At 31.7% G+C, this 19,803-nt stretch carries 16 protein-coding genes, 1 rRNA gene and 1 riboswitch; of the genes, 7 read left to right on the top strand and 10 right to left on the bottom strand.

Annotated features, from left to right (window positions below):
- Window positions 1-170: 170 nt before the first annotated feature.
- Together B3M86_RS02625 and B3M86_RS02620 are read left to right on the top strand one after the other, a co-directional pair.
- Window positions 171-851: a response regulator transcription factor gene (locus B3M86_RS02625; protein WP_038336816.1), complete on the top strand. Its 681-nt coding sequence runs from the start codon at window positions 171-173 to the stop codon at window positions 849-851.
- Between the two features lie 9 nt (window positions 852-860).
- Window positions 861-1,889, top strand: coding sequence for a sensor histidine kinase (locus B3M86_RS02620; RefSeq protein WP_038336818.1), 1,029 nt, complete (start codon window positions 861-863; stop codon window positions 1,887-1,889).
- A 2-nt stretch (window positions 1,890-1,891) separates the two neighbouring features.
- Here the strand turns inward: B3M86_RS02620 and B3M86_RS02615 are convergent, their stop codons facing one another.
- Entirely contained in the window at window positions 1,892-2,293 is a 402-nt protein-coding gene (locus B3M86_RS02615) for a hypothetical protein (protein WP_038336819.1), read from the bottom strand.
- 110 nt (window positions 2,294-2,403) lie between these two features.
- On the opposite strand from B3M86_RS02615, the gene leuS reads away from it, so the two are divergent.
- The gene (gene leuS / locus B3M86_RS02610) at window positions 2,404-5,259 is read left to right on the top strand and encodes a leucine--tRNA ligase (RefSeq protein WP_291075616.1); all 2,856 of its coding nucleotides are present in this window, start codon (window positions 2,404-2,406) and stop codon (window positions 5,257-5,259) included.
- Between the two features lie 254 nt (window positions 5,260-5,513).
- On the opposite strand, the gene yiaA is transcribed toward leuS, so the two are convergent.
- A complete protein-coding gene (gene yiaA, locus B3M86_RS02605) occupies window positions 5,514-5,903 on the bottom strand; it encodes an inner membrane protein YiaA (RefSeq protein WP_038336823.1) in 390 nt (129 codons plus the stop codon).
- Window positions 5,904-5,989: 86 nt separating this feature from the next.
- Here yiaA and B3M86_RS02600 point away from each other — a divergent pair, with 86 nt between their 5' ends.
- From B3M86_RS02600 to B3M86_RS02590, 3 genes are all read left to right on the top strand, one after another.
- Window positions 5,990-6,526: a GNAT family N-acetyltransferase gene (locus B3M86_RS02600; RefSeq protein WP_038336824.1), complete on the top strand. Its 537-nt coding sequence runs from the start codon at window positions 5,990-5,992 to the stop codon at window positions 6,524-6,526.
- Window positions 6,527-6,598: 72 nt separating this feature from the next.
- Complete coding sequence (locus B3M86_RS02595; protein WP_115002229.1) at window positions 6,599-7,291, top strand: hypothetical protein; 693 nt, start codon at window positions 6,599-6,601, stop codon at window positions 7,289-7,291.
- 7 nt (window positions 7,292-7,298) lie between these two features.
- Window positions 7,299-8,240 carry a hypothetical protein gene (locus B3M86_RS02590; protein WP_291075618.1) on the top strand — a complete coding sequence of 314 codons (942 nt, stop codon included), beginning with the start codon at window positions 7,299-7,301 and terminating at the stop codon, window positions 8,238-8,240.
- 88 nt (window positions 8,241-8,328) lie between these two features.
- On the opposite strand, the gene metE is transcribed toward B3M86_RS02590, so the two are convergent.
- Window positions 8,329-10,650: a 5-methyltetrahydropteroyltriglutamate--homocysteine S-methyltransferase gene (gene metE, locus B3M86_RS02585; RefSeq protein WP_291075620.1), complete on the bottom strand. Its 2,322-nt coding sequence runs from the start codon at window positions 10,648-10,650 to the stop codon at window positions 8,329-8,331.
- A gap of 333 nt (window positions 10,651-10,983) precedes the next feature.
- On the opposite strand from metE, the gene B3M86_RS02580 reads away from it, so the two are divergent.
- Window positions 10,984-11,445: an Lrp/AsnC family transcriptional regulator gene (locus tag B3M86_RS02580; protein ID WP_038336827.1), complete on the top strand. Its 462-nt coding sequence runs from the start codon at window positions 10,984-10,986 to the stop codon at window positions 11,443-11,445.
- Between the two features lie 54 nt (window positions 11,446-11,499).
- Here the strand turns inward: B3M86_RS02580 and B3M86_RS02575 are convergent, their stop codons facing one another.
- The 7 genes from B3M86_RS02575 to rrf all read right to left on the bottom strand — a co-directional run bounded on the left by B3M86_RS02575 (window position 11,500) and on the right by rrf (window position 19,676).
- On the bottom strand, window positions 11,500-13,062 hold the full coding sequence (locus tag B3M86_RS02575; RefSeq protein WP_291075622.1) for a DUF5074 domain-containing protein: 1,563 nt from the start codon (window positions 13,060-13,062) through the stop codon (window positions 11,500-11,502).
- Window positions 13,063-13,136: 74 nt separating this feature from the next.
- Window positions 13,137-14,003: a DUF4465 domain-containing protein gene (locus B3M86_RS02570; RefSeq protein ID WP_260392520.1), complete on the bottom strand. Its 867-nt coding sequence runs from the start codon at window positions 14,001-14,003 to the stop codon at window positions 13,137-13,139.
- Window positions 14,004-14,079: 76 nt separating this feature from the next.
- The gene (locus tag B3M86_RS02565; RefSeq protein ID WP_115002220.1) at window positions 14,080-15,243 is read right to left on the bottom strand and encodes a PKD-like domain-containing protein; all 1,164 of its coding nucleotides are present in this window, start codon (window positions 15,241-15,243) and stop codon (window positions 14,080-14,082) included.
- A gap of 9 nt (window positions 15,244-15,252) precedes the next feature.
- The gene (locus B3M86_RS02560; RefSeq protein WP_115002218.1) at window positions 15,253-16,389 is read right to left on the bottom strand and encodes a YncE family protein; all 1,137 of its coding nucleotides are present in this window, start codon (window positions 16,387-16,389) and stop codon (window positions 15,253-15,255) included.
- On the bottom strand, window positions 16,386-18,383 hold the full coding sequence (locus tag B3M86_RS02555; RefSeq protein WP_291075626.1) for a TonB-dependent receptor: 1,998 nt from the start codon (window positions 18,381-18,383) through the stop codon (window positions 16,386-16,388). Before B3M86_RS02555 ends, B3M86_RS02560 begins: the two co-directional genes overlap by 4 nt.
- A 99-nt stretch (window positions 18,384-18,482) precedes the next feature.
- Window positions 18,483-18,669: riboswitch (cobalamin riboswitch) on the bottom strand.
- Window positions 18,670-18,743: 74 nt separating this feature from the next.
- On the bottom strand, window positions 18,744-19,187 hold the full coding sequence (locus B3M86_RS02550) for a cytochrome c oxidase assembly factor Coa1 family protein (protein WP_286474506.1): 444 nt from the start codon (window positions 19,185-19,187) through the stop codon (window positions 18,744-18,746).
- Between the two features lie 380 nt (window positions 19,188-19,567).
- Window positions 19,568-19,676, bottom strand: a 5S ribosomal RNA gene (rrf, locus tag B3M86_RS02545).
- Window positions 19,677-19,803 lie beyond the last annotated feature (127 nt).

The following is a 19,803-nucleotide window of genomic DNA, read 5'->3' as shown; positions in this document are numbered from 1 at the left end:
GCTGCAATCCAATGAAAAAGATTTTTAGAAATTGTAAAGATTTTGTTAGGTAATTGTTATGAAATTATCGTAACTTTAAATGAATGTTAAGAAATGTTTTTACCTAATTTCTCCTAAAATTTAAGCTTAATTTTACATCGACTAATTTTATTTAGTTATTACAAACAATTATGAAGAACATTAAAATTTTATTAGTTGACGACGAACCAGATATCTTAGAATTTATTGGTTACAACTTAAAAAAAGAAGGTTTTGAAATAGAAACAGCTCAAAACGGAATTGAAGGACTTAAACAAGCTAAAATTTTTCGCCCAGATTTAATTCTATTAGATGTTATGATGCCGCAAATGGATGGAATGGAAATGTGTGCGGAATTAAGAAAGTTAGATTCTTTCAAGGATACTTTAGTTGTTTTTCTTTCTGCTCGAGCTGAAGACTTTTCACAATTAGCAGGATATGAGGCAGGAGCGAATGATTACATTTTGAAACCAATAAAACCAAAAGTTTTGATTAGTAAACTAAATGCTTTATTGAAATTAAAACAACCAAACGAAGCTCCTAAAGATGAATTCATTAAACTAAATAATTTTGAAATTAACCGCGAAACTTATAAAGTAAATTACCAAGGACAAGACTTTTTGTTACCTCGAAAAGAATTTGAATTGATTGCTTTATTAGCTTCAAATCCAGAACGTGTTTTCAAACGTGAAGAAATTTTGGAGAAAGTTTGGGGAAATGAAGTTGTAGTTGGCGGACGTACAATTGACGTACATATGCGCAAATTACGCGAAAAATTTGGGAACGATCGTTTCTCTACAATCAAAGGAATTGGATACAAAATAAATGACTAAAAGCTCGTAATGGCTTCAACTTTCAAAGTTCAAAACATCTTTCTATTTGCCTTTCTCAGTACATTATTCTTGGCTTTAGGATTTGTTTTGTTCTCTTTTTTATGGTTTGGAAATATTGATTTTATTCTCCAAGAAAAACTATTTTTCATTAGTTTAATGCTTCTTTTATTGATTGGATTATCAATATTTTATTGGTTTTCTTTAAAAAATCAACGAAGAAAAGATTTTACTGAAATCTCGAAAAATATTCCACAATTTCAATCCAGCACAATGGATTTTGAAGAACTTTCTCAAAAAATTTCTACAATTACAGAAGATCAATCCAAAGAAATTGATGTTTTGAATGAGAGAGAAAATTACAGAAGAGATTTTCTTGGAAATATTTCACATGAATTAAAAACGCCTCTTTTTTCGGTTCAAGGTTATTTGTTAACGCTCATAGAAGGCGGAGTTGAAGATGAATCTATTCGCGATAAATACTTAAACCGAATCAATAAATCGGTTGATCGATTGATTTATTTGGTCAAAGATTTGGACATGATTGCAGAGCTTGAACGTGGACGAATCAATATCGAATTTTCAGTTTTCAACTTGACGGCGCTTGTACAAGACGTTATTGATTTATTAGAAATTAAAGCTGAAAAAAATAACATCAAAATTTCTCTAAATTATCCTATTCATCAACCAATAAAAGTTGTAGGTGATATTCAGAAAATTCAACAGGTTTTAATCAATTTGATCGTAAACGCCATCAATTATTCTAATCCAAATACAGAAATTGACATCGATTTTGAAGAATATGATGATAAAATTCAAATCTCAATAAAAGATCAAGGCGTTGGGATAAAACAAGAAGACATTGACCGAATTTTCGAACGTTTTTATCGAATTGATAAATCTCGAAATCGTAACAATGGTGGATCTGGATTAGGTTTGGCAATTGTAAAACATATTTTAGAAGCTCATAAACAGAAAATTTATGTGACAAGTAAAATAGGAAAAGGCTCTACTTTTTCGTTCTATTTACAGAAAGCTTAATACTATTCTCGCTTCGTAAACTTCAAGGTAATGTTGTGTTTAAAAACTTTCAACGTGTCGTTTTTTGCCTCTTTCCACAAAAAATAAGGAGGTTTCAAATTCAATACATTTCCTTTTACAGCCAATGAATCCTCAAAAAGTTCAGCATAAAGAACTGTATCTTTTTTTAAGAATGCTTTGTCTTTATAATCAATCAAATAATAATCACTTCTGACATAAATAGGATCTTTGACACGAAGTGTTGAATCCTTTTTATCAAAATTCCATTTGATATTAATAGGATTAAAACCATCTTCGTACCCCACAAAAATACGTGTTGTATTTACAATATGACGAACAGAAAAAATAAGGACAGTAAAAAAAATAAGGATACCGATATAATATAATATCAATTCTTTTTTCATGGATTTGGTTTAGTTGTTGATTGTTAATGTACAAATATCGCCATTCTATCCTAAAAGATACATAAAAAATGTAAATTTGCATAAATTTAATTTTAATATAACTTCCAATAATGCAATATAATCCGAATGAAATCGAACCAAAATGGCAAAAATTTTGGATTGAAGACAAGACGTTCAAAGCTGAAAATCAATCAGAAAAACCTAAATTTTACGTATTAGATATGTTTCCTTATCCTTCTGGAGCAGGATTACACGTAGGTCATCCACTTGGATACATTGCGTCTGATATATATTCTCGATACAAAAAATTAAAGGGTTTCAACGTTTTACACCCAATGGGTTACGATTCTTTTGGTTTGCCTGCGGAACAATATGCTATCCAAACTGGTCAACATCCTGCGATTACAACAACAACGAATATCGAAGGTGGTGTTGATAAACAAGGAAATGTGATTGCTGGTTACGAGAACCAAATGAAAAAAATTGGTTTGGGATACGATTGGGATCGTGAAATCAGAACTTCAGAACCTGAATATTATAAATGGACACAATGGATTTTCAATCAATTATTTGATTCATATTATGATAATTCAACCGATAAAGCTGAATCCATTTCAAAATTAGTTGAAACATTCAAAACTGAAGGTAATGCAAATGTAAATGCTGTGGCAGATGATGATATTGAAATCTTTACGGCAGAGCAATGGAATGCCTATTCTGAAAAAGAACAACAAGCAATTTTATTAAAATATCGTTTAACTTTCTTAGCAGAAGCAGAAGTAAACTGGTGTCCAGATTTAGGAACTGTTTTAGCGAATGACGAAGTAATTAACGGATTATCTGAACGTGGAGGATTCCCTGTTGTGCGCAAAAAAATGACACAATGGATGATGCGTATCACGGCTTACGCTGATCGTTTATTAACTGGTTTAGATAAATTAGATTGGCCAGATCCGATCAAAGAATCTCAAAAAAATTGGATTGGTAAATCGCAAGGTGCATCAATCTTTTTTGATGTTGTAGGAAACGATGACAAAATTGAAGTTTTTACTACTCGTCCTGATACTGTTTTTGGTGTTTCTTATGTAACATTAGCGCCAGAGCATCCTTTAGTTTCTCAAATTACAACAGCAGAAAACAAAGCAAAAGTTGATGCTTATGTCGATTATACTTCAAAACGTTCTGAACGTGATCGTTTAGCGGATGCTAAAAATATTACAGGAGAATTTACCGGGGCTTACGCCATTCATCCATTTACAGGAAAACAAATTCCGATTTGGATTGGTGATTACGTATTGGCTTCTTATGGAACTGGAGCTGTAATGGCTGTTCCTGCTGGTGATGAACGTGATTTTGCTTTTGCAAATCATTTCAATTTACCAATTATTAATATTTTCAAAAATCAAGATATTTCTGAAGCTGCTTTTACAGAAAAAGGTGGATTCGAATTACAAGATTCTGATTTCTTAAACGGATTAGATTATAAACAAGCGGTTGCAAAAGCGATTGAAGCTTTAGAAGAAAAAAGTTTTGGACAAGGAAAAACAAACTTCCGTTTACGCGAAGCTGTTTTCTCTCGTCAAAGATATTGGGGAGAACCGGTTCCTGTTTACTTCAAGGACGGGATGCCTTACACAATTCCTACAGAAGCTTTACCAATTATTTTACCTGAAGTGGACGAATATTTACCAACATCTGAAGGTGAGCCACCATTAGGGCGTGCAACAAAATGGGCTTTTGATACAACAACTAATCAAGTTGTAGACAATAGTTTAATCAACAATGAAACAATTTTCCCTATCGAATTGAACACTATGCCAGGTTGGGCAGGTTCTTCTTGGTATTGGTTACGTTACATGGATGCAAAAAATGACAACGAGTTTGTATCAAAAGAAGCGGTTGATTATTGGCAAAATGTAGATTTGTACATGGGTGGATCTGAGCACGCGACTGGTCACTTGTTGTATTCTCGTTTTTGGCAAAAATTCTTGTTTGATAAAGGATTCGTTCCTACAGATGAATATGCAAAAAAACTGATTAACCAAGGAATGATTTTGGGAATGACCGCTTATGCATATAGAATTAATGGAACAAATACTTTTGTTTCCAAATCTTTGAAAGATCAGCATGAAACAACTCCAATCCGTATTGATGTTAAGTTGTTAAAAGATGGAGGCGACGAATTAGATACAGAAAAATTCAAAACTTGGAGAGAAGATTTTGCTAATGCAGAATTTATCTTAGAGGATGGTAAATACATCACAGGACGCGAGGTTGAAAAGATGTCAAAATCTTATTACAATGTTTTAAATCCTGATGATATTTGTAATCAATATGGAGCAGATTCTTTACGTTTATACGAAATGTTTTTAGGTCCAGTTGAGCAATCTAAACCATGGAATACACAAGGTTTATCTGGCGTTTATTCATTCTTGAAAAAATTCTGGAGATTGTATCATTCAGGAACAGAAGAAACATTTTTTGTTTCGGAAGATGAACCAACAAAAGAAGAAATGAAAGTGTTGCATCAAACCATCAAAAAAGTGGACGAAGATGTAAACAATTTCTCTTTTAATACATCGGTTTCTACTTTTATGATTGCTGCAAACGAATTAGGAAAATTAAAAACAACTAAACGTGCAATTTTAGAGCCTTTGGCTATTATTATTTCTCCTTATGCACCGCATATTGCAGAAGAATTGTGGTCAAAATTAGGACATGAAACGTCAATTGCACATGCAGATTTCCCTGTTTTCGAAGAAAAATGGTTGATTGCAGATGCTAAAGAATATCCAGTTTCATTCAATGGTAAAATGAAATTTTTGTTAGAATTACCTTTGTCGTTATCGAAAGAAGAAATTCAAGAAATTGTAATGAACGACGAACGTACAATCAAACAATTGGGTGATCGTACTCCGAAAAACATTATTATTGTTCCTGGAAAAATCATTAATATCGTTGGATAAAATTCGTCAGTTCGAGTGATTTTTAGAAATGAAATGTATAAAAATTGTATCGAGAACAGAATTTTAAAACCTTATTCTCGATACTAAATTCTTTCAGAATTTCACTCGAATTGACGGTTTCAAAAATAAAAGTAAAAGCCTCGCAATTGCGAGGCTTTTACTTTTATTTTGCGTTAGGGATTGTAGTGAAAATCCTTTGCTGAATAGCAAAGATTGTAACGAAAAGCCCGCCCGTAGGGAACGCCCAAAACATATTAATTAGCCATATTGTCCCTTGTATTTTTTTGCACAGCAATAGCCCCAAAAATTGCCAATAAAAAAGCAAATGCATAGAAACCTTTCTCCGAAGGTAAGATTGTTGCATTCCAAAGACCTATGATTAAAAGCGTGATTGAAGCAATAGTTCCAAACCAACAAATTCCGTAATAAATATCGGTTACAGGGATTTGTTCCAATCGATCTCGAACAGCTTTTTGCAAAGATACTACTGCGAAAAGTCCAAATAAAAGAACGGTAAAGTAATAACCTTTCTCGTTTAATTCCATTTCGGCGCGCGTCAATCCAATAATATATCCAATCATTCCCGAGCCTAAAGCAATCCAAGAAGCTGCTATAAAAGCATTAGATACTTTTTGTTGTTTCATTTTATGTATTTTAGTAATAGATTAGCTGTAAATATAAAAATAATTTAATCTGATTTACAATAAAGATTATTCTTAACTCAATAAATATGAAATATTTACCAACTTTAGAAACGGAGCGTTTAATAATTCGTCCAATTACGATGGATGATTTGCAGGATTTTTATGAGATGGATTCTCAACCAGAAGTGCATACATTTCTGAAAAATCAACCAATTAAAACGATTGATGAAACAAGAGAAATCATCGAAAACTTATTGATTCAATACAACGAACTTGGACATGGACGAGTGGCTGTTATAGAGAAAGAATCGGGAAAAATGATTGGTTGGACTGGTTTTAAATACATGACCGAAAAAGAGGCGATGAATAATCGATTTGATTTCTTAGATTTTGGCTATCGTTACCGTAAAGAAACTTGGGGAAAAGGTTATGCAACAGAAGCTGCGAAAGCTTGCATGGATTTTTATAACGAAAATATGATTGATTTTAAACTAAATGCCATAACACATACAGAAAATGCAGCATCAAGAAATGTTTTAGAAAAAATAGGTTTCGAAGTCACTGAAACTTTTCATCTGGACATGTGGGATTTGGATTGCTTTTGGTATGAATTGAAGAAATAATTAACTTCAAAATAATCTTGGTTCACGCAACCTTTTAAGTAAATGATTCTCTTTCTTTTAAACACTATTTATATGAAAAAGAATTTTTTACTTTTTTTATTCGTCATTGGTTTTGGACAATTGATTTCTGCACAAGAAAAATCAAACGATGAACGCAAAAATGTCATCACTTTTAGCGTTCTTTCAGCAGCTTTATCGCCTCCAAGATGGACTTTTGGATACATCTATAAACTGAACGAGCGTTATTGGATTGGCTCTGAAATTGGCTACGGAAGTTATCATAGCATTCCTGTTAGCCACAAACCAAAATATAAAATCAACGAAGATTATCAACTTTTTGAGATTCGACCAGAATTTTTTATCAATCTAAGCGAAAACAGACGAGTAAAACATCTTATTTCTTCCGAGTTTTTCTATATTCATCACACCGATCATCTTGAAAATGGTGAATATTACCGAAATGATGCTCAAAATTTTTCGTATTTATATTCGTATGACGAAGCCGATTATAAACGAATAAAATATGGATTGAATATCAATTACAATATTTTTATTCCAACTCATAAAGGATTAGTTTTTATTCCAAAAGTTGGTTTGGGTGTAAAAAATAGAAATGTAAAATATTCGAATGTTACAAATTTAGAAAGTGTTGATACTCGAATTTTTGATGATTTTATGGGCGGTTTAGAAAATCATTATAAAAAAGAAGGTTCTTCTACAGATTTCAATTTAAATCTTAACTTTAAGATCGCTTATCAATTTTAAACAAAACATGAAAAAAATAATTTTAACGACAATTTGTTTGGCTGCATCACAAGCTAATTTTGCACAAAAAATTTCGACAAATGATTATGAAGTTAAAACAACTTTAGCTGATTTTAATCTGAAAGGAAAGGTTGAAAAAGTGACTTCAACTGCAACAGATGCAAAAGGAAATACCACAACTTTACCTTTTTTGGATAATGAATTTTACAATCAAATTTCGTTAGAATTTAATCAAAAAGGATTGTTAACAAAGCGAACAAATTATTTGGATTATCAAGGAAAATTAGCTGTTTATAACTATGTTAATTACGACTACAATAACTCAAATTTTATTGATAAACAGACAAATACAGTTATTAACAATGGTGAAGATCCAAAACGAATTGCTTCCGACAAAACCTTTGTTTATGACAATAAAAATCGGTTGATAAACTTGACAGAAAATATTGAAGGGAAATCGTCAAAATCGAGTTATGAAACGATTTTTAATTATTCGAATAAGTTGGATAAAATCACGACAAAAGTGGAAGGTTCTACGATTAGTGAGAATAATTTGACATATAACAAAAATGGTTTATTGGTTTTGGATGAAATGACTTCTTTTGATGGAAAAAAAGGGCGAAAATCGTATTATATTTATGATAAAGAAACACCTATTTTTCAGGAAGAAATTGCTGGAAATTCGAGCAAAATAATGTTTTTTGAGAATGGAAACATTTCAAAATTACAATCATTTGACGCCAATAAAACGTTAGCTTATCAAGCTGATTTTGATTCGAAAAATGAAATTGTAAACTTCAAAAAACAATCCTTCCGAAATGGACAAACTGTTTTAACTTCTTATCAAGTTTCGTATGAATATGATTCGAAAAATAATTGGATAAAAGCTTCTATTTCAATCAATGGAGAATTGAAATATGTTGTAAAACGAACGATAAATTATTATTAAAACACAAAAGGTTGAGCAATGCTCAACCTTTCTTCACAAATAAATAACACAACACTACTTATTAAGTCATTAAAGTAGGATGTTAAGCTTAAATCGCTTTTGGCGTATATATTTTTCTTAATTCTTTTGTCGCCGCAACCATTTCGATTAATGCTTTTTCGGTTTCTTCCCAATGACGCGTTTTTAGTCCGCAATCAGGATTTACCCATAATTGATCTGCTGGAATAACTTTTGCCGCTTTCTCTATCAAATCAACCATTTCCTCTTTCGACGGAACGCGAGGCGAGTGAATATCATAAACTCCAGGTCCAATATCATTTGGATAATTGAAATCTGAAAAAGCATTTAATAATTCCATCTGACTTCTCGAACATTCAATTGTAATGACATCCGCATCTAAATCAGCAATATTTTGAATAATATCGTTGAATTCTGAATAACACATATGCGTATGAATTTGCGTAGAATTATCAACATTACTTGAGGCTAATTTAAACGAATCAACAGCCCATTTCAAATAATTTTGCCATTCATCTTTTCTTAATGGTAAACCTTCTCGAATTGCAGGCTCATCAATCTGAATAATTTTAATTCCAGCTTTTTCTAAATCCGAAACTTCATCTCGAATCGCCAATGCAATTTGTTTACACGTCGTAGATCTTGGTTGATCATCTCGAACAAAAGACCATTGCAAAATCGTAACCGGTCCTGTCAACATTCCTTTTACTTTTTGTTCTGTGATAGATTGTGCATATTTCGACCAATAAACCGTCATTGGAACAGGGCGATAAACATCACCAAAAATAATCGGCGGTTTTACACAACGCGTTCCATAACTCTGAACCCAACCATTTTTAGAGAAGACAAATCCTGCTATTTTTTCACCAAAATATTCCACCATATCATTGCGTTCATATTCACCATGCACCAAAACATCAATGCCAATTTCCTCTTGCCATTCTATTGTACGCTTGGTTTCTTGTTTCAATAAAACATCATATTCTTCGGCAGATAATTCTCCTTTTTTATACTTCGCACGCCAACTTCTCACCTCTTGTGTTTGTGGAAAAGAGCCAATTGTCGTCGTAGGAAAAGGTGGAAGATTCAGCACATTTTGTTGCACAATTTTTCGCTGTCCAAAACTATTTGTACGATTATAATCTTCATCTTTTATAGCATTTACTCGTTCTTTAACTTGAGTTTGATGAATTAATTGAGAATTTTTTCTATTATTGATAGAGAATTGATTCACTTCATATTGTTGAATCAATTTTTCGTCATTCGGGTTTGAAAAATAATTTTTTAAGAAAGCAACTTCTTCCAATTTTTGCTTCGCAAATGCAAACCAATCTTTGATTGTTGTTGGAAGATTTTTTTCATTTGTTTCTAAATCTAAATCACAAGGCGAATGTAATAATGAACAAGAGGTTGAAATAATAACACGTTTTTCTCCAATTTTGTTCACAACTTTTTCTATGGTTGAAAGTGATTTTTGAAAATCATTTTTCCAAATATTTCGACCATCAACTAAACCTAAAGAAAGTTTTAATTGAGAAGGAAATTGATTCAATATTTCATCGATTTGATTTTCGTCACGAACCAAATCAAGATGCAAAATATCAATTGGTAAATTGATTGCTAAAGCTGTATTATCTTTCAATCCATCAAAATAAGTTGCGACCTGAATTGTAAGTTGAGGAAATTCTTTTCTTATTTTTTTGTAAACTTCTTGATAAGCCGTTTTCGAGTTTTCATCTAAATCTAAAGCTAAAAAAGGCTCGTCGAACTGAATTGTATTTGCTCCATGATTGATTAAATCATGAATAATTTCAAAGTAAACTGGCAATAAATTCTGAATTAAATCAATTCGATCAAATCTTTCTTCTTTTTCTTTTCCTAATAATAAATAAGTAATTGGTCCAATTAAAACTGTTTTTGGATTAAAACCTTCTTTTTTTGCAGCGATAAATTCGTTTACGATAGAATTTGAGAAATATTTAAATTCTTGATTTTTTACAAATTCTGGAACGATATAATGGTAATTGGTATCAAACCATTTTGTCATTTCCATCGCTGTAATATCTAAATTATCTTTATGAAAGCCTCTTGCCATCGCAAAATACAAGTCTAATTCGGTGTTCTTTTTATTTAGCGCAACCGTATTGAAACGCGCTGGAATTGCACCAACTGATAACGTAAAATCTAAAACTTGATCATAAAAAGAAAAGTCGTTACACGGAATTAAATCTATACCAGCAGCTTGTTGCAGCGCCCAATTTTGTTTGGTAATTGTACGGCTTGTTTGCAATAAAGCTTGTAGTTCAATTTTACCTGCCCAATAATTTTCGCAGGCTTTTTTTAGTTCACGGTTAGCGCCAATTCTTGGATAACCTAAAATTTGTGTTTGCATTTTGATTGTTTTTTTAATGTTCAAAAAACACAAACGCGAGTTGATAAATAGTAAACCTATTTTGACAGACAGACTTCAAATCGCGAAAGTATCATCTTTTGTTTCTATTGGTAATCTGACTTGTAATTTCCATTACTCACAGTTGCGCGACAGCTCGTGATTCTCAAACGATTTCCCAATAATTTATTGTTTATTTCTTTACAAATGTAACAAGACAAAATAAACGATTGTAAAACTTGAAAAAATAAGATTATACAACCTATTATGATTAATTTTACAAAACAAAACACTTAAACAACAATAAAATATTGTGTTGAAAAGAATATTATTTGGATGGAAACATTAGATCAAACCGATTTAGAATTATTAAGAATTCTACAAAAAGACTCAAAATTGACAGTAAAAGCAATTGCTGCTTTAGTTAATTTATCTCCTTCGCCCGTTTTTGAACGTATAAAAAGGTTGGAACAACAAGGTTATATCAAAAATTATAGAGCGGTTTTAGATGCGGAAAAGCTGAACAAAGGCTTTATGGTTTTTTGCAGCATCAAGCTAAAACAACATGATCGCACGATTGGGAATAAACTTGTGGAAGATATTTTGTTGATTGATGAAGTGGTGGAATGTTATAATATTTCGGGTGAATATGATTTTATCTTAAAAGTACAAGTTTTGGATATGAAGCAATATCAAGATTTTGTTTTCAATAAATTGGGCGCTTTAGAAAGCATCGGAAGTACACACAGTTCTTTTGTGATGGCCGAAATAAAAAATACGTATGGAATAAATATTTAATAAAAACAAAAGGTCGAGCAATGCTCAACCTTTTTTCCACAAATAAATAACACACTACTTTTTGATTACTTTGAAAGTAGAATTGTTAATTTTTATGATGTAAACACCTTTTGGTAAAGAAGAAACATCTAATTGATTTTTCCCTTTTTGAAGTGTTTTCTCTGTCATTTTAGCTCCTGTAATAGCGAAAATTTCAGCTTTTGAAGCTTCATTTGTTTCGATAAACAATACATTGCTAACAGGATTTGGATAAACATTAATTGATGATTTATTTAGATCACTTGTTCCTAAAACAGTTGATGAAATTGTGATGTTTTGTGAAACAACTTTTCCATTCGAATTGAAAGAAATTTTGATTTTAGCTGTTCCATTTTTTAATGGATTAATTACTAATTCTTCCTTATCATTAATCGAAATTTCAGCTACATCATCATTTTCAATGATTTCTAAATCTTTTACAATCGCTGCTGATAAATTATCAACATCCGAAACTTTATCTTTCAAATCAATTGTTGTTGCTGTGTTAATTTGATAAGTTGTTTCTAAATCATTGATAATTGGTGCTGCATTATCTGGAAAAACAGGTAAAGATTGGAACCAATAATAATCAGTCAAAGGAATTGTTTTCGTTAAATTTCCTTTATTATCAAATTTATGAATCCAGTGCTTATTATATTGAGATGTTGTAGTTATGATGATTAACTCATCTGTTCGTGGATCTACACGCAAACCTGCTCCATAAGGCATTTGTTTAGGATTTGTATCTTGACCAGGAATTGTAGCAAAATTCTCATTGAATTCATTTTTATCCACATCATATTTTACAATTGTTGGACTAACAGACCAACCTGCGCCTGGGAAAAAGTAAATTGAATTTTCTTGGGTTGAAGCACTAAAACTTCCAGCATTCCACGCTCCCCAAGTATTCGGAATTGTTTTCGTTGGAATCGATATTTCTGTCGTTTCTAAAGTAACAGGATTTATTTTGACTAATTTATTTGCCAATGCTCCCCAAACATTTCCATCCTTAGATTGTATTACAGAAATAAAACTTCCAGCAATCGTTTGCTTAATTTTGTGAGTGTTTGGATCAATTACTAATATTCCACCCTTTTGAGTTACGGCAAAAACATAAGTAGAAGTTCGAATAATATTTGCTAAAGCACCAAATTTATCAGCACCTTCAATTAAAGATCCTAATTTCAAGTTTTCAATATCAAACAAATAAAGTCCACTTGAAGTTCCTAAATATCCTGTTTTAGCATCAACACCTACAAAACTTCTTCCGTCTCCACCAATTGTTTCGAAGCTGGCTTTTTTCTGTAAAGTTTTCGAATCAGCTACAACTAAACGATTTCCTTGTTTTGAAACAATGAAAAAATTATCACCATAAATTGTTGCAAAAGGAGGCGTTACACCTAACTCTTCATTGGTATTCGCAGTTTTGTAAATATTATAATCAATAGAATAATCTGGATTCATAAAATTAATTGATCCATTTGCATGACCAAACCAATCTTCATTCAGAATAAAAACACCATTTGTGTATTCTTTTGTTTGTGCAAAACTTGTTTGAATTGCTACTATTGTAAAAATCGAAAGTAAAAATTTTTTCATGTATTTTTTTTTTAGAAATCCGAAACCATCATCCAAAAATGACAGCCTCGGATAAAAATATTTAGAAATGAGATTTATTGAATTTTTTCTACTTTTAATTTATCCATTGTAAAGTATAATGCTGTATTTGCTCCCCAATTTCCTACATCGGTTGTTTCTAAGAAAAACATTAAATACTTGACTTCTCCTAAAGACGAAAGATCAACATCTTGCCAAGTTGTTGAAATGTTATTTACTCCATTTCTGAAATCAACAAAGTAATGTGTCACAGGTTTTTCTGTTGTTAATTGCTTATTAGCCGAAACTCCATAAATATGAATAGCGAAATAATCTCCTTTTTCAAATTTTCTTGCATAAGCATCTCCGTTCATAATTCCATAGTAAGACCAAGGACTAATCGCTAATTTTACACTTTTGGCTTTATATTTATTCGCCATATCCAAAATTTCTACTACACTAGAAAATCTGTCAATCTTAACTTCTTCTCCATATTTCAAAACTTTTTCTGATGGTTTATGATCTGCAAAAGAAACCAAAAAAGGTGTTCCTTGTCCATTTGCTCCTCCTTTTGCCATAGTTCCCCATTGATTATCTAACCAACCTCCTTCATTCTTTATTTGATCAGAATTATCATTACTATTAGAAACCGTGAATCCCATCCATGTTAAATATTCGGGCCAAGCAGTATGCTTTAGTTTGAAAATTCCTAAAATTAAATCTGTATCTTCTTTATATGTTCCTTCCCAAATTTTACCTCCAGAAGTTGAAATTCCTTTCGAAAGATCGAACTTAGAAACATCTAATGTTTGGTATTTTTTTAACTCAACTACCTCATTTTTATAATCATCATCATTACATGATGACAAAAATGTGATAGATGACGCGATGATTAATAGATTAAAAAAAAGTTTTTTTGCAAATTGTAAATTTATAGTCTTCATATTGATGAAATAATTGTAAAAAAACCGTCTCATCATCGTAACAACTCGACGGTTTATAAAAAATATTTAGTGTTAATTATAGATGTAAATCGTAAGCTCCTGCAACTTCTGTTGAGATTTCGCCTAACCAACCTGCTTCTTGATTTGTTGCTGTGTAAACTTTGATAAAATCGATTCCCATTAACTTAACTGGATTACCATTTTTATCAACAGCCCAATCGATATCAATGTTTGAATCTTCGCTATTATTTGGTGCATTATCTACATAACCATAAGCATATTGTTTACCAGTCCAAATACCATTTTTCTCTGTATAATTGCTTTCCAAAAGTGTACCTGTAAATTTTAACTGATCCGAACCAAACCACAATGGATAATATGATTGCTTATGATAACTGTTTTTAGTTTTATAACCTGAATTTCCTTGATTATCAGACCATTTTATATACTCAATATCTGTTTGCCATCCAATAGTACCTTTTACAGGCGTTTTATTTTCGTCTGGCTTAGTATACGTTATAGTGTAATTTTTTATTGTATTTGGATTCGTGTACTCACTTCCTGCAATTTCGTACCATTCGTCGTCATCTGGTTTTCCATTTTTATTTTTATCATATGCAACCATCACAATTCCAGGTTCAGAAGATCCAGCAAAACCATTTCCTAAAACTTTAAAATCGCGTTTGTTTGGTTGGTTCATAATCGTATGGTCAAAACCAAATACCACATATCCTCCGTAACCTCCAAGTGTAATCATTGTAGATTTTTCTCCTACTAAAGCCTTAGCAGCTTTGGCTGTCATATCAGCTTGAGTTTCTCCTGTTACATAAGCTGGTAAAGCATTTGTGAATTGTCCAACTGCTGGCAAATAATCAAAGACTTGAGAAATATATTTACTGTAAGTAGATAATTCTTGTGTAACATTAACCTTTGTTTTTATCGTTTTAGAAGTTACTCCTGAAGTAATTTCTAATGTTAAATCATAAGCACCAACTTTATCAGAAACAAAACCTAAAGTTTTCTCATTGCCAATAATTTCATTGCCAAGTTTCCATGTATATGTTGCATTTTCGAAACCAGAAACAGTTGGTTCAATTAAAACAATTTTTAAACGTGTTGCATCATAAGATACTTGTAAAGTAGCATTATCAGGATTAATCTCGATAATGTTTTCATCATCACTACAGCTTTGTATCAAAACAAAACTTAGTGCGGTTAGTAAGATTTTAGAATATTTCATATGTAAATTTTATTTATAGACAAAAGCAAAGTGAGCAGGAATATTTCCAGCGGCAGTTTTCCATTTAAAAGCACCATTTTTATCAAAACAATAGATGTAACCCATCGAAACATAATTTCCGACATCGGTTAGAAAAAGATCTTTGGTTTGAGGATTTACAGCAATTCCGTAAGGCGTTTCGATTTCATTAATAACAGGATCATTGACCAATGTTTTGTTGATAACTTGTTCTGTTTTGGTATCAATTACACCATAAGTTTTTGTGTATTCGAAAGTTGTGTAACTAAATTCGTTTGAATAATAATAGAGTTTGTTATCAACAATTGTAAAGTTAGAAACAGGAATATCAAATTTCTTTTTGATTTGATGCGTTTTACTATCCAACACATATAGATTTGATGGAACGTTGTAATAATCGCCACGAGAAGTCACATATAAATCGCCATCTGCATCTTTTTTTAAACGATGAAGATTTACTTCAACATCAATTTTTTTAGTTTCTTTAAATGTTGATAAATCAATCACAGAAACCGTTTTATCATATTCAGGAACTCGATATCCTCCTGAGTTTGCTACATACAAATTATTCCCAACAACTTCTAATTCTTCTGGCTGATAACCTACGGTCACTTGTCGCGTAACCGATAAATTAATCGTATCTATTTCGACCACTTTTCCCAAAGGAGCTTTCGGATCGATTGTAATAGGACCAGCATACGAAGATGCATAAGCTTTCCCATTTGCAAACGTGATGTAACGACCATTTTCTAAAGGAATTGTTCCCAGATGTTTGGCTGTTCTTACATCCATTACTTCGATAAAATTTGATACGTTGATAACCGCATATAACTTATTTCCATAAATTTTGATATCATTCCCAACATCTCCCAATTCCTTTACCATAGTAGGATTTACGGTTGCATATATGTTTCGATTATAAGTTCCTGTTGTAAAGTCCATATAATCTACCGTAGCCATATTGCTTCCCATATTTCCTTCGTTTAGCAAATAAAAACCAACGACATCTGTTTTTTCGGGATCAGTTACACCTTCTTCTTCTTTCTCAATCAAATAAGTATCTTGTTGACAAGCATAAAAAGTGATTGCTGTAAAAAAACAGACGAATAATTGTTTGAAATTTCTCATAAGTTTGCGCTTAGTATTAGTTTGAATTGTCTTCCTGGCATTGGATAATTTAAAACCACATCATATTGCTGATTCAAAATATTATTTAATTCAAAAGAAACTTTGAACAAATTTTGATTCAACCTAAATTCTTTATGTATTCCTAAATCATTTGTAAACCAAGGATTAAGACGATTTATTTTAATATTATCTTGATGAACATTGTAACGTTCGCCCACATAAATAAAACTGTAATTAAAATTCCACGTTTTATAAGAAGCAGCTAACACAAAAGAGCCACTATGTTTTGGTGTATATGGAATTTGATTTTTGTAGTAACTTTTCTTCGAATTCGAATAATCCAACGCTTGCAAAAAACCATAGTTAAGCATTGGTGAAACTTCTATTTCTCCTAGTTGGAATGTTGATCGAATTTTAACATCCAACCCTTTTATTCTAACTTCATCCAAATTCAACATCGTAAAACGAAACAGGCTTCCCGAAGGCGCAGCAACAATTTTATCAGTTACTTCATTGTAAAAAGCATCGGCTTGAATTGTAATATTTTTGAAAAAATTTGGAGTTGATTTTGAATAGGTAAAACCAACATTATATTGCGTTGAATATTCTGGTCGAAGATTAGAATAACCAATATTTGTATAATACAAATCGTTGAACGTTGGCATTCTAAAAATACGTTTGTAAAATGCTCTGACATTAAAATCATGAGATTTGAATGGTTGATAATTGGCGATAATTGTTGGCGTCCATACATTTTTATCTGGAGCACTTGTGTTCATTTCTACTGATTCTTTTACAAAAGTTCCTAATAAACTTCCTTGTAAACTCAAACGTCCAAGACGATAAGTAGACGCGAACGCAACAAGATTTGTATGACGAGTAGGAAAAGAAAAATTCTTTAAATCAGCTCCCATATTATTAAACTGATAATCTGTTGCAACATTCACATCCCAATTATCTGTAATCGAATAAAGATTTGCCCAAGACACATAAAACTCGCGTTGTGTGTACTTATTTTCTGTTTTTACGGTCGAAACTGTATCTGTATAATGGGTGAAATCGTAAGCAAATTTTGCGTTTATCTTCGATTGAAAATTTCTGAATCGTTTTTCATATTTTCCTTGAACAAAATAATTTCGATCAACCAAAGTTTGTCCGCGTCCATCAAATCGACCACGAACAATTGCGGCAGGAATTCCACGATCAGAATCATATAAATATCCTTTTACATTCCAATTCGATTGATTTCCTTTTCCGATCAATCCTAATTCCAAACGTTTCGCATCAACTTGTCCATCTCTACGTTTCAAAACTGTATCGTATGCAGTTGTTCCATCCAAATTTTTGCGTTGATAACGGAATTTATATACACCATTAGTTTTAACATATTCAGCACTCAAAACAGCTGATAATCTATCCGTAATTTTTTGTTCAATACGAATAGAAGGATTGATTAATTGAATCGAACCTAGCTTATAACGAAGTGTAGCATTTGTTTTTTTATCACCAATAAAAACAGGTTTTTTGGTTTGAAGATAAATAGCTGAAGCAGAAGCATAATCTTTCGCCGATTGAAAAATATTACTTTTTTGACCATTATATAAAGAAATCACTTCCATATCGTCTAAAGAAAATTTCCCTAAATCGACAATTCCATTCTGTGCATTTCCCAATTGAATTCCATCATAAAAAACTGCAACATGTTGAGATCCCATCCCACGAACATCAATAGTTTTTAAACCTCCAACTCCACCGTAATCTTTGATTTGCACACCTGCAAAAAAACGAACAGCATCAGCCACAGAATGGCTATTTAAAGCCTCTAGTTGCTCTCCCTTCAATTCCTGAACAGGAACAACGGCTTTTGCATTATTCTTTAAGATATTAACTTGCTGAAGCTCTAAAATACTATCATGAATAATTTGCGCAGAGGCAATGCGACATGAAAGCAAAATCAAGCTGCAACAAATAATTATAGTTTTTAGATTTCTCATTTAGCAATAATCAATTGTTGCTAACGAGAGTGTATGAAGAAGTATTGAAAGGACGAACCTATCCAAAATTTGAACTTCACGCTTTAGTCCCCGAAAGCATTCAACATTTATCATTTTGGTAGGTCTTCTGACTTACTCCTTTTTTAGAAATCCTTCCCATTTTATGAACAGTGGATCTATGTATCTAAAAAAAATATGGAGCTTACAGCAGCGGGTCTGTTCAGGATTTTCACCTGATTCCCTGTTACCGAACGATTAAGTTCGCACCAAATGTTAATCAAAAGTAAAATTATTATTTTGAATAAACAATTAAATCTTTATCAATAATGTAAAACAAAAAAAGCTAACTCATTCGTTAGCTTACTCTTTTACTTTATTTATTTCAATAACTTCTCCAGTTTCATCAACCTGAACAGCGATCTTTTCATAATTCCATTTATCAAATTCTTTCTCTCCAACAATAATTGCAGTTCCAGAACCTTTTGTCCCTTTTATTGGAACAGAAATATTAGCTTCTCCAGTATTATTCGATACAGAAATATTTCCACTAAATATTCCATTCGTTTTAACATCCGTACCCAATTTTTGCTGAACTTCAGGATTTTGATTGATAATATTGATTGCATGTTTCGTCACATCACTATCAGATGTTAACTTACTAAAACCCCAAAAAGCGCCTCCAATTAACAATCCAAAAAATAAAATGACAAACGATAAACAGCCAACAGGCACTACCCATTTCCAATTGCGTTTAAACCAACTTTCCTTTGGTAACAATTGATTATCAAATTGATTTTCTTCCATAATGTTTAGGTTTTGAGTAAAGATAATAAATTTGGGCGTTCGCTTGTTAAATTTAAATTATAAACAAAAATAATACTGTTACTTGGAACTTAGCGAAATGAAGAATCTTAAGTTATAAGACGCAAGATTTAAGGCTTACAAAATAAAATTCTAAACAATATCCCCTTGAGGGGATTATAAGCATGTTTTAGAGTTATGAGTAGTAAGTTCTGAGTTAGTTGTAAAAAGGAAGCTTCTTGTTTTATAAAACATAGTTTGGAGATGCGTTGAAGTAAGAATTACATTATACTTAATACATTTTACTTTGTACATTGTACTTTTTACAAAAAAGTATAACCACAAAAAAAGCCTCAAGATTATTTCTTGAGGCTTTTAATAAAAACTGGCGACGACCTACTCTCCCGTAAGTAACAGTACCATCGGCGCAGGCAGGCTTAACTTCTCTGTTCGGAATGGGAAGAGGTGAGCCCTGCAGCTATAGTCACCCTAATATTTTTAAATAGGTTTTAGTTCCTACTATATCTTGACATTATTGAGTTCGAAATTCGTTTTTCGTGTTTCGAATTTCGTTTATACAATCTTTTGGTATTACTTCATTAATCCAAATAAGATTAAC

This window comes from Empedobacter sp. UBA6305, from assembly GCF_002440405.1.
GTDB classification, from domain to species: domain Bacteria; phylum Bacteroidota; class Bacteroidia; order Flavobacteriales; family Weeksellaceae; genus Empedobacter; species Empedobacter falsenii_B.
Note: the sequence above shows the minus strand (reverse complement) of the source record. Positions and strands in the feature narration are given on the sequence as shown.

Coding starts and splice junctions, on each gene's coding strand:
- B3M86_RS02625 (WP_038336816.1), top strand. CDS start 171: ATGAAGAACATTAAAATTTTATTAGTTGACGACGAACCAGATATCTTA.
- B3M86_RS02620 (WP_038336818.1), top strand. CDS start 861: ATGGCTTCAACTTTCAAAGTTCAAAACATCTTTCTATTTGCCTTTCTC.
- B3M86_RS02615 (WP_038336819.1), bottom strand. CDS start 2,293: ATGAAAAAAGAATTGATATTATATTATATCGGTATCCTTATTTTTTTT.
- leuS (WP_291075616.1), top strand. CDS start 2,404: ATGCAATATAATCCGAATGAAATCGAACCAAAATGGCAAAAATTTTGG.
- yiaA (WP_038336823.1), bottom strand. CDS start 5,903: ATGAAACAACAAAAAGTATCTAATGCTTTTATAGCAGCTTCTTGGATT.
- B3M86_RS02600 (WP_038336824.1), top strand. CDS start 5,990: ATGAAATATTTACCAACTTTAGAAACGGAGCGTTTAATAATTCGTCCA.
- B3M86_RS02595 (WP_115002229.1), top strand. CDS start 6,599: ATGAAAAAGAATTTTTTACTTTTTTTATTCGTCATTGGTTTTGGACAA.
- B3M86_RS02590 (WP_291075618.1), top strand. CDS start 7,299: ATGAAAAAAATAATTTTAACGACAATTTGTTTGGCTGCATCACAAGCT.
- metE (WP_291075620.1), bottom strand. CDS start 10,650: ATGCAAACACAAATTTTAGGTTATCCAAGAATTGGCGCTAACCGTGAA.
- B3M86_RS02580 (WP_038336827.1), top strand. CDS start 10,984: ATGGAAACATTAGATCAAACCGATTTAGAATTATTAAGAATTCTACAA.
- B3M86_RS02575 (WP_291075622.1), bottom strand. CDS start 13,062: ATGAAAAAATTTTTACTTTCGATTTTTACAATAGTAGCAATTCAAACA.
- B3M86_RS02570 (WP_260392520.1), bottom strand. CDS start 14,003: ATGAAGACTATAAATTTACAATTTGCAAAAAAACTTTTTTTTAATCTA.
- B3M86_RS02565 (WP_115002220.1), bottom strand. CDS start 15,243: ATGAAATATTCTAAAATCTTACTAACCGCACTAAGTTTTGTTTTGATA.
- B3M86_RS02560 (WP_115002218.1), bottom strand. CDS start 16,389: ATGAGAAATTTCAAACAATTATTCGTCTGTTTTTTTACAGCAATCACT.
- B3M86_RS02555 (WP_291075626.1), bottom strand. CDS start 18,383: ATGAGAAATCTAAAAACTATAATTATTTGTTGCAGCTTGATTTTGCTT.
- B3M86_RS02550 (WP_286474506.1), bottom strand. CDS start 19,187: ATGGAAGAAAATCAATTTGATAATCAATTGTTACCAAAGGAAAGTTGG.